This is a genomic window from Petrotoga sibirica DSM 13575 (genome assembly GCF_002924625.1).
GTDB classification, from domain to species: domain Bacteria; phylum Thermotogota; class Thermotogae; order Petrotogales; family Petrotogaceae; genus Petrotoga; species Petrotoga sibirica.
The window spans coordinates 129,432-139,653 of sequence record NZ_JAHC01000005.1 but is presented as its reverse complement, the minus strand read 5'-3'; the positions used below and the strand labels follow the sequence as shown (position 1 = coordinate 139,653).

Here is a 10,222-nt window from a genome sequence, read left to right as displayed (position 1 = left end):
GCTCCCCACCCATAAGGAAAAAGGAGTTGGTTTTGCCCCGCTCCCCACCTCTAATATTTTAAAATAATTGAAATTTTGGTGAATAGATAGTATAATTATTTATGGTTGTTTTTTTGGAGGCTTTATTGTGAAAAAGTACGACCTACGTTCACTTAGTCATTTGAACATGATCATTTATTTTGCTGTAATAGTTTTGTCAAATATATTTGTTGGTCTTTTGATAGGATATTTAATATACAGTTTTACAGACCAGCAGATATGGATGGTTTTGCTGATGTTTTTAGGAATAATTTCCGGATTATATTCTGGAATAAGGGAGCTTTTGAAAGAGGTAGAGAAGTATGAAAGAGCTGAAAAAAAAGCTGAAAGAGATAGAGATGAAAACAATAGCGATAATTCTGGTTGAGACCTTAGTTCTTTCTTTGTTCTTTTCTTTCGAAGCTCTTTGGGTGTTGTGGGGAGGAATTGGAGCGGTTATAGGTTTTTATTCACTTGCCGAAGAGATTAAAAAAATGACGGTTGGTTCAAAGCCAAGGAAGATCTTACCCGGTTTTTTTATGAGGTATCTTTTGTATGGTGTGATATTGGGAATCGCTGCTATTAATTCAGCATATGCCCTTTTGTTGGCTTTTGTAGGTTTGATTAATCTGAAGATTGTTCCATTTTTATCATATAAATAAGTTTGGTAAGTAGTTGGAGGAGGTGTTCTTTTGACGAACGATAGATTGAAGAAATTTACCATCTTTCTTTTTGCGGCTTATATAGTTTTGGGATTAATTAACTTTTTTGTTTTTGACATGAGTTTAGAAGGTGTTGGGGATAGATGGATAGTTTATTTTGGTGATGGGGGGTTCTTTGGTCAATTGAACCCGATGACCCTGATAATGTCTTTTGCTGTTATGTTTCTGCTGATTTTAGTGGCAAGAAGCATACATTTTGAGAGGATTCCTGGAAGGTTACAGGCTGCTGTAGAAACCTTTTTTGATTATTTTTGGGAAATGGTGGAAGATTCCGTACCCAATCCGAAGTATAGAAAACAAACTTTTGTAATAGCTATGAGTTTTTTTCTGTATATAAGTGTTTCAAACGTTCTTGGTGGAATGCCTGGAGTAAACGTTGTGCCTGTTGAAAATGGGTTGAATGTTCAGTTGTTCACGGATACCTGGTACACACCTACCTCCGATTTAAATGTGAATCTAACGTATGCCTTGATGGTTTTAGTTGTCAGCCACTTTTTTGCGGCAAGGGCTAAAGGTGTACTTAAATGGCTTAAATCTTTTTTTGAACCAAATCCATTGTTGTTTCCCCTAAACATAATTAGTGAAATAGCTAAACCAATTTCTCACTCTTTGAGGTTGTTTGGTAACGTTATGGGTGGTGGGATATTGGTGTTGATTATTAGTTATATGTTGAAATATTTTGTTTTACCCGTGTTCTTATGGGGCTTTTTTGGTTGGTTTGTCGGACTCATTCAAGCCTTTGTTTTTTCTTTGTTGACTATTGCGTATATTGGGTCTTTGCTGGAATAAGAAAACTTATCAAATCAGAAAAAACTAGTTTAAGGAGGAAAAAAAGATGGATTTAGCTACTATGCTTCAAAATTTAGCTACCGAAGGTGGTTCCATTGGATGGGGTTTATATTATTTAGGAAAATTGTTAGGGGCAGGAGTTGCAATGGGGATAGGAGCTATAGGTCCTGGTGTTGGAGAAGGTAACATTGGAGCACACGCAATGGATGCTATGGCTAGACAGCCGGAGATGAGCGGGAATTTAACAACGAGAATGTTATTGGCAATGGCGGTTACAGAATCAACTGGTCTTTATTCTTTGGTTGTTGCCTTGATTTTGTTGTTTGTTCTTCCATGAGTGTTTATTTTGTTGAGCGTTATTAGTTTTTGCTCGAAGAGGTGAGTGTATGATATCTTTTAACTTAACTTCCATAGTTAATTTAGTAGGTTTTTTGGTTTTCATGTTTCTTATGTACAGGTTGTTGTACAAGCCATATTTTGATATTACAGATAAAAGAAAAAAAGAAGTAGAGAAAAATTTGAATGAGGCTGAAAAATTAAGATTAGAAGCCCAATTAAAGAAAGAAGAATTGGATAAACAACTATCTGAAGCAGATGAAAAAAGGCGTGAAATTTTATCTGAAGCCGATGAACAAGCTAAATCTATAATCAAGGCTGCTCAAGGAGAGGCTCAAGAGCAAAGGAAACTTATTTTAGACAAAGCAGAAAAAGAGGCTGAAGAGATTAAAGAAAGTGCAGCAAGAGAATTACAATCGAGAATCGTTTCTCTAGCTGTTGCTATTTCTTCTATGATATTAAAGGAGCAGATTGATAAGAAGAAGAATGAAGAGTTGATAAGAAGGGCTATAAACAGTTTGAAAGACAAAGGAGAATTGTGATGAAAGCTTCTTATTTTTTGGCTTCAAAGTATGCCCAAGCCCTTTTGAATACTTTGGAAGAGAAGGGTGAAATTTCAAGATTAGATGAATACGTAGAAGCGTTTCAAAGGTTAAAAAAAGCTCTCGAAAGTAGCGAATCTCTTAGAGACATGGTATATAGCCCGTTGATTCCGCCAAAACATATAGTTTCACGAATGAAAGATGTATCAGAATTTGATGATACTATTTTTGTTCAGTTTTTGGAAGTTCTGGCTGATAAAAGGCGTCAAAATTTGATTCCTTTTATGTCTCATATTTTGTATCAAGAGAGTTTAGAGAGAGAAAAAGTTGTAGAAGTGAAGCTTGTGCTTCCTAATGAAGTAAGTAATACGATTATAAATCAGGTTAAACAGGCTATTCAAAATAAAACAGGAAGAAAAATAAAGTTAATAACACAATTCAATGAAGATCTTATAGGTGGATTACAGTTATACATCGGAGATAAGTTCTTTGATTACTCCGTAAAAGGATTTTTAGAGAACATTCAATCTGCCTATGCCCCAGTTAGTGGAGGTGAAATATTTGAGAGTTAATCCAGATGAGTTGACAAAAGTAATAGAAGAGCGTATTAAAAGTTATGAAAGTGGAGAGATAAAAGAAATAGGATGGGTAATGCAGGTAAGCGATGGTATCGTTAGGGCTTACGGTTTGAAGGATGTTATGACCAACGAATTGGTTGAAATAGAGACATCTGAAGGTGAAAAGATCTACGGTATAGCTATGAATCTAGAAGAAGATAACGTTGGTATTATCACCTTGGGAGATTACAAAGGAATAAAGGAAGGAGACAAATTAGTAAGAACCAACAGAATAATAGAAGTACCCGTTGGCGAAAAGTTGCTAGGTAGAGTTGTTAATCCTTTAGGTATGCCATTGGATGGAAAGGGTGAAATAAACACCGATGATTTTTATCCTATTGAAAGAAAGGCAATGGGTGTTGTAACTAGAAAACCTGTTGATACACCTCTTCAAACTGGGTTGAAAGTGTTGGATGCCTTAATCCCTATAGGAAGAGGTCAAAGAGAGCTTATAATCGGAGATAGGCAAACTGGTAAAACAGCTATAGCTACTGATACAATTATAAACCAGAAAGGGAAAAATGTTTTTTGTATTTATGTTTCGATCGGGCAAAAGTCCTCGTCTTTGGCAAGAACTATCGATAATTTAGAAAAGTACGGTGCAATGGACTACACCGTAGTAGTGGCAGCAGATGCTTCAGATCCTGCCTCTTTACAGTATATAGCTCCTTACGCTGGTGCAGCAATTGGAGAATATTTTATGTTTAATGGTAAGGATGCGTTGGTAATTTATGATGATCTAACCAAACACGCCGCTGCTTACAGAGAAATATCACTATTGCTTAGAAGGCCGCCTGGAAGGGAAGCTTATCCCGGAGATATTTTTTATTTGCATTCAAGATTGTTGGAAAGAGCGTCTAGGTTGAACGAAAACTATGGAAATGGATCTTTGACAGCTTTACCAATAATCGAGACACAGGCGAACGATATTTCTGCATATATTCCTACCAACGTTATTTCAATAACGGATGGACAGATCTATCTAGAAACAGGTTTGTTTAACGCAGGGGTAAGACCTGCTGTTAACATAGGTTTATCTGTTTCAAGGGTCGGTGGAGCTGCGCAAACTAAGGCGATGAAAAAGGTAGCAGGATCTTTAAAATTAGATTTAGCTCAGTACAGAGAGTTGGAGTCTTTCACTCAATTCTCTGCGGATCTTGATGAATCAACTAAGAAACAGTTAATAAAAGGTGAGAAACTTACTGAATTGATGAAGCAACCACAATATTCACCGATGGAGATAGAAGAACAAGTTGCCGTTATTTACGCTGCCAATGAAGGTTATTTGGATCAGATCCCTACCGATAGAATAGGTGATTTTGAAAGACAATTTTTAGCTTATCTTAAAGAAAATTATAGGGATACCTTAAATAAGATAAGAGAGAGCAAAGATATAGCAGATGAGATAAAGAAAGAGCTGAATGAAGCAATCTCAAAATTTTTGAATGTGTTTAGATGATTGGGGTGATTTTAAATGAGTCGTGGTAATTTAAGAGCCATTAAAAGAAGGATCGCCTCTACAGAATCTACGATGCAAATAACAAGAGCTATGCAGATGGTTGCTGCAGCAAGGCTCAACAAAATACAAAGGCAATGGAAAGGTATAAAAGATTATTCTAACTACGCGGAAAGAATTCTAAAAAAAGTTCCCTTTGTTGAGGAAAGCTTTTACACTCAAAATAGTGAAGGTTCTTTAATCTTTGTGATCACCCCAGACATGGGATTAGCTGGCTCTTTTCCATCTGATCTAGTTAAAGAAGCTTTAAGGGTGAAATCTAAGCTGGAAGATTTTAAAGGATACTTTGCATTGGGTGCAAAAGGGTATTCAGGCTTAAAGAGTGAAACAGTCTTGGAAAAAGAGATAAATTTATTCGACATTCCAAAGGTTGATAATGCGGAGTATTTGCTTGACATTATTTTCCAAATTATGGAAAATAAAGGGATTAGCAAGGTGAAGGTTGTGTATGGAGAGTTAAAAAATGCCTTGATACAGTTACCGAAAACTTATGATCTACTTCCAATAACAAAAGATAAATTTGAAATAGATGCCAGATACGAATACGAACCCGAGGAAGAGAAAGTGTTTGAGGATGCTGCGTATCAGTATCTTCTCTCTAAAATGTATCTATTTTTATTTGAAACCAAGTTGAGTGAACTTCATGCTCGCCAGAACGCAATGAAAAACGCCACTGATAACGCACATGATTTAATAGAAGAGTTGAACCTTGAATACAACAAGCAAAGACAAGCCTCTATTACCCAAGAATTGATAGAGATTGTTAATGGGGCGAATATGCAATAGGAGGTAATTCGATGCAAGATCAAAAGGGTAAAATAATATCTGTCATTGGACCTGTCGTCGATGTGAAATTTCCCGAAGGCCAACTACCTAACGTTTACGATGCTTTAAAGGTAAAAAATGAGTACTCAGGTGAAGAATTAATACTTGAAGTTGAGCAATTAATCGGAGACGATACAGCTAGATGTGTTGCAATGGATTCTACGGATGGTATAAGAAGAGGTCAAGAGGTTATCAACACGCAAGAGCCAATAAAAGTTCCCGTTGGAGATACCACATTGGGAAGGATGGTCAACCTTTTGGGGAAACCTATCGATGAAAAAGGAGACATTGAAGGGGAAGAATACTGGCCAATCCACAGGGACCCTCCATCGTTAAATGAACAAGATACATCGATTGAGATTTTAGAGACGGGTATAAAATGTATAGATCTTTTGGCTCCATTCCCCAGAGGCGGGAAAATAGGATTCTTCGGTGGAGCTGGAGTAGGTAAGACGGTTCTTGTTATGGAACTTATAAGGAACATAGCTAAAGAGCACCATGGGATCTCTGTATTTGCAGGTGTAGGTGAAAGAACCAGGGAAGGTAACGACCTTTGGCTGGAAATGCAAGAGACAGGGGTTATTGATAGTACGGCTTTGGTTTTCGGTCAGATGAATGAACCACCTGGAGCGAGGTTCAGAGTTCCTCTAACCGCGTTGACAATTTCAGAATATTTTAGGGATAAACAAAAAAAAGACGTCTTACTTTTCATAGATAATATATTCAGGTTTGTACAAGCAGGATCAGAGGTGTCAGCTTTACTCGGAAGAATGCCGTCTGCTGTAGGATACCAGCCAACATTGGCATCGGATATGGGACAGTTGCAAGAGAGAATAACATCCACAAAAGATGGATCTATTACCTCTGTTCAGGCTATTTATGTTCCTGCGGACGATTTCACGGATCCCGCACCTGCCACTACTTTTGCCCATTTGGACGCAAATATAAACCTTTCAAGAAGGCAGTCAGAATTGGGACTTTATCCGGCAGTTGATCCATTAGATTCCACATCAAAGATGTTGGATCCCAATGTAGTTGGCCAAGATCATTACTTGGTTGCAAGAGAAGTCAAAGAAGTTTTGCAAAGGTATGAAGATTTACAAGATATAATAGCGATTTTGGGTATTGAAGAATTATCAGAAGAAGATAGGCAGGTAGTGAATAGAGCGAGAAGGATTCAAAGGTTCTTAACTCAGCCTTTCTTTGTTGCAGAAAGGTTTACAAATTATTCGGGTAAGTATGTTAATGTAGAAGATACTATCAAAGGTTTTAAAGAAATACTTGAAGGGAAGCATGATGATTTACCTGAAAGCGCCTTTTACATGGTGGGAACTATAGAAGAGGCTTTAGAAAAAGCTAAAAAAATGAATGAATGAAGTGTTTGTAAGGCAGGTGGTATAAATATTTAAATTCAAAGTTGTTACCCCAGAAGGGGTAAAGTACGAAGAAGACGTTCAGTATGTAGAATTTAAAACAAAAGAGGGGTCTATGGGAACCTTAACTCAAAGGTTGCCAATAGTGACTTCTTTGAGAATCGCCCCTGTATCAATAAAAAAAGCAGATAACTCAGTTGAGAGTTTCGCTATCCATGGTGGTATTTTGGAGATGACGGGGGAGGAAATGACCATCGTTACCACCGCTGCTGAAAGATCGGAAGATATAGATGTTGAAGCCGCAAGGAAAGCTATGGAAAGTGCCCAAGAACAGATTAAAGCAACGGAAGATCAATTTAAAAAAATAAAATTACAAACTAGAATTGAAAAGAATCTTCTGAGGGTCAATATTTCTAAGAGAAAGTAAATGGCTTTTTAATTATCTTTGAATTAGGTCTATTTTTGTTTTTATCCTTTGCAAATCGTTGTAATTTTTTTCTAAATAATTGTCTTTAATACTTTTTAAATATCGTAAGTTCAACCATATTTTTCCCCTTTCTTTTAAGAAAGTTTTATCTTTCTCTAGAATAGAAGGGGAAAATATTTTTTGATCGTTTACAACGTATGCGATCAAATTATTAGCTAAGTCCTGATTATTGTCGTTCATGGAGCTTTTACTGAATACTAGGTCAACTTCTTGAATCTTCAAAGTTGTTATAACAGCGGGATTTGTCATTTCTTCAGGAAGGATAAAAGAGATTTTATAAGAGTTTATTGAGAATAATCTATGAGTTAAACTTCTTTCCTGGTTTATGAAGATAACTTGATTGTTGAAAAGTTTGAGAATATCGTTTTTTAGAAATAGAATCAAATGAATTCCGTAAATATTGACAATTTCAGAAATCAAGTGTAATTTGCGGTAGTGGATGTTTTTGTTAGAGGAGAAAGAAAAGATATAAAAACCTTGGTTAATACCTTCAGCAAACTGTTTTATTATGCTTTTTGGAGTCAATTTTTTTATTATGTATATACCTAAACTGTTTTTGTTATAGTTTTTGGGTTCTTCAATCATTTTTAAAGACTCAAATAATTCTTTTTTAAGAAAATTATAATGTAACTTTAAGAACAGATCTTGTGATCTCATTTTTTACCTCAACACCTTGACATCATAGGTGTGAATTGTTTCTTTTAAATCCGATAAATACTTTCCAAAAGAGTATATATAATTTTTACTCTTTTTAAAATCAAGTGTGAAATAAATAGCGTTTTTGATCACGAATTCGTTTTTGTAATTGGGAACGATGTAGGATACCGTAGTTTCTTTTTTCGTTGTGTTGATGATTATAGATGGGATTTTTACCCTTCTCAAGTTTGACTGTATGTGTAAAAGGGCTTTTCTTTCTAAATTTTCAGAGAAGTTCAAAGATAGAACGATTAAATCCACTTGATACAAAAGGTTCAAGAAATAAAATTCAAAATTTAGAGCATCTTTGGTAAAGCCAAAAGATAATAAAACATCTTTTTCTGTGATGAACCTATTATCCTTGTTTAAGTATGTTTTATTCCTGTTTATATAACATTCTACATACTCTTTGTTATTGATAGCAATAACCTCAGATTGGTCGTTTAAAGACCAACCTGAGGTTGATAATATTAAATCAAAATCAAAAAATTCCATCGCATTTGCTGAGTTTCCTACAAAAATTCTCATTTTCCAAATTTTTCATAAAAAGTTTTATACGCTAAATAAGTTTCGTATATATCCGCTTTTGATGCCACTTCATACGGAGAATGCATCCCCAAAAGCGGAACGCCAGCATCCAAAACGTCTAAACCTTTTTCAGAAAAGAAAAGGGCTATGGTTCCCCCTCCACCTCTGTCTACCTTTCCCAGTTCTCCTATTTGCCAAGATATGCCTTCTTTGTTGAAAAGGTTTCTAACTTTTCCTACTAATTCAGCATTTGCATCGTTTGTTCTTCCTTTGCCCCCTGAACCTGTGTATTTCATAAGAGTTATACCGTAACCAAGTTTTGGCGCGTTGGATAGATCGTGAGCTTCTTTGTAGTTTGGGTCTACAGCAGCTGATACATCGGCTGAAAGCAGAGTGGAATTTGTAAGTATTTCTTCTATATTTTGAAGTATTTCTTCTTCTTTTACTAAAGCGGCAATTTTCTTCAACACGTAGATCCAGAAATGATTTTTTGCTCCTGTATTTCCATCGCTACCTATTTCTTCTTTGTCGACTAGTAAAACTGCCGGGTTTTTTACAGAGGTCTGAGCATCGATTAAAGCGGTCAATCCTGTGTAGGCACAGACCCTATCGTCGTGTCCGTAGGAAGCTAAAAGGCTTTTATCAAAGCCCACCTCTCTGGCAGGAAGGGCAGGAACGATTTCCAATTCTGCACTGACCAAGTCTTCTTCTACTATTCCATATTTATCGTTCAAGATTTTCAAGATATTTAACTTAACTGGATTTTTAACCTTATCGGTTTCATCGTAGGAAATAGCAGTAGTACCAAGGAGCAAATTCATCTTTTCAGCTTCAAAGGCTTCCGAAACCTTTTTACCAGCTAAATCTCTATCTAAATGGGGCAACAAATCAGATATTACAAATACGGGGTCATTTTCGTCTTGCCCTATGGAAACTTCTATTTTACTGCCGTCACTTTTTATTATTACGCCATGTAATTCAAGTGGTATGTTGAACCACTGATACTTCTTCACTCCACCATAATAATGAGTCTTGGCCATCGCAATATTTTCATCTTCAACTATAGGTTCTGGCTTGAAATCAAACCTCGGCGAATCTATATGAGCACCTACTATGTTGATGCCATCCTTCAAAGGATTGTTGTACTTGAAAGCAAATACTGCTTTGTCTCTGTTTACAAAGTAAACTTTATCACCTTTCTCTATCTTTCCTGAGTCCACGTAATAAGAAAGAGGTTTGAAACCGTTTTTTTCAAGGAGCTCCACTGAGTATGAAGCTGCTTTTCTTTCGGTTTTAGAAAAGTTTATAAAATCTTTGTACTGCGAAGTATACCTATCGATATCTTCTCTGTTCCTTTTGCTCCATACACTTTTCTTTTGAAAAGTTAAGCTTTTTTCTAACTCTGTTAGGTCCATTAAATCACCTCCATTAAAATTTTACCATACTTTTTTGAAAATAAGCACAGTTAAATAATTTTTCATGCAGTTCTGGTTTATGTATACTCAAATAATCCGTTTATACTTGATTAGGAAGAAATATTTCCAAATAGAGATGATTACGATGTTTAAACTTTTTATTTCTCGAAATTTATTATTTGTTTAAAAAGTATAAAAATATTATAATAGAAAAGCTAAAGAAAGATAAAGTTTCAGGGCAAAAGAGTGAAGACTTCTTAACCTTAAGGGTGGGGAGGGTTTGCTGCATTGTGCAAACGATGTTTTTTTGCAGCTTTGTGCAAAATGCTTTTATAATGCTTTAGAAACAATTTCCAAA

13 protein-coding genes are annotated in these 10,222 nt (G+C 35.7%); 10 read left to right on the top strand and 3 right to left on the bottom strand.

All coding sequences use genetic code 11. The features are described from left to right. The first annotated feature begins 127 nt into the window (after positions 1-127). Genes AA80_RS01590 through atpC form a run of 10 tightly spaced genes read left to right on the top strand, consistent with a single transcriptional unit; the run spans position 128 to position 7,165 of the window. Positions 128-406: an AtpZ/AtpI family protein gene (locus AA80_RS01590; protein WP_103876120.1), complete on the top strand. Its 279-nt coding sequence runs from the start codon at positions 128-130 to the stop codon at positions 404-406. After that, on the top strand, positions 342-680 hold the full coding sequence (locus AA80_RS01585) for an ATP synthase subunit I (RefSeq protein WP_134080022.1): 339 nt from the start codon (positions 342-344) through the stop codon (positions 678-680). The genes AA80_RS01590 and AA80_RS01585 overlap by 65 nt, the downstream gene beginning before the upstream one ends. A 30-nt stretch (positions 681-710) precedes the next feature. Next, positions 711-1,529, top strand: coding sequence for a F0F1 ATP synthase subunit A (gene atpB, locus AA80_RS01580; protein ID WP_103876118.1), 819 nt, complete (start codon positions 711-713; stop codon positions 1,527-1,529). Positions 1,530-1,575: 46 nt separating this feature from the next. After that, positions 1,576-1,866, top strand: coding sequence for a F0F1 ATP synthase subunit C (locus AA80_RS01575; protein ID WP_199177840.1), 291 nt, complete (start codon positions 1,576-1,578; stop codon positions 1,864-1,866). 49 nt (positions 1,867-1,915) lie between these two features. Next, entirely contained in the window at positions 1,916-2,407 is a 492-nt protein-coding gene (gene atpF / locus AA80_RS01570) for a F0F1 ATP synthase subunit B (protein WP_103876117.1), read from the top strand. Next, a complete protein-coding gene (gene atpH / locus AA80_RS01565) occupies positions 2,407-2,979 on the top strand; it encodes an ATP synthase F1 subunit delta (RefSeq protein ID WP_103876116.1) in 573 nt (190 codons plus the stop codon). Before atpF ends, atpH begins: the two co-directional genes overlap by 1 nt. Further along, positions 2,969-4,483, top strand: coding sequence for a F0F1 ATP synthase subunit alpha (gene atpA / locus AA80_RS01560; protein ID WP_103876115.1), 1,515 nt, complete (start codon positions 2,969-2,971; stop codon positions 4,481-4,483). The genes atpH and atpA overlap by 11 nt, the downstream gene beginning before the upstream one ends. 15 nt (positions 4,484-4,498) lie before the next feature. Beyond that, entirely contained in the window at positions 4,499-5,326 is an 828-nt protein-coding gene (gene atpG / locus AA80_RS01555) for an ATP synthase F1 subunit gamma (RefSeq protein ID WP_103876114.1), read from the top strand. A gap of 11 nt (positions 5,327-5,337) precedes the next feature. Continuing rightward, a complete protein-coding gene (gene atpD, locus AA80_RS01550; RefSeq protein ID WP_103876113.1) occupies positions 5,338-6,741 on the top strand; it encodes a F0F1 ATP synthase subunit beta in 1,404 nt (467 codons plus the stop codon). A 25-nt stretch (positions 6,742-6,766) separates the two neighbouring features. Further along, positions 6,767-7,165 (top strand): ATP synthase F1 subunit epsilon, encoded by a 399-nt coding sequence (gene atpC / locus AA80_RS01545; RefSeq protein ID WP_103065121.1) that lies wholly within the window; start codon positions 6,767-6,769, stop codon positions 7,163-7,165. Positions 7,166-7,177: 12 nt separating this feature from the next. Here atpC and AA80_RS01540 read toward each other — a convergent pair whose 3' ends face one another. From AA80_RS01540 to AA80_RS01530, 3 genes are read right to left on the bottom strand one after another with little or no spacing between them, the layout of a single operon-like run. Continuing rightward, complete coding sequence (locus tag AA80_RS01540; RefSeq protein WP_103876112.1) at positions 7,178-7,882, bottom strand: hypothetical protein; 705 nt, start codon at positions 7,880-7,882, stop codon at positions 7,178-7,180. A gap of 3 nt (positions 7,883-7,885) precedes the next feature. After that, positions 7,886-8,449 carry a hypothetical protein gene (locus AA80_RS01535; RefSeq protein WP_103876111.1) on the bottom strand — a complete coding sequence of 188 codons (564 nt, stop codon included), beginning with the start codon at positions 8,447-8,449 and terminating at the stop codon, positions 7,886-7,888. Beyond that, positions 8,446-9,864, bottom strand: coding sequence for an aminopeptidase (locus tag AA80_RS01530; protein ID WP_103876110.1), 1,419 nt, complete (start codon positions 9,862-9,864; stop codon positions 8,446-8,448). The genes AA80_RS01535 and AA80_RS01530 overlap by 4 nt, the downstream gene beginning before the upstream one ends. Positions 9,865-10,222: the final 358 nt, after the last annotated feature.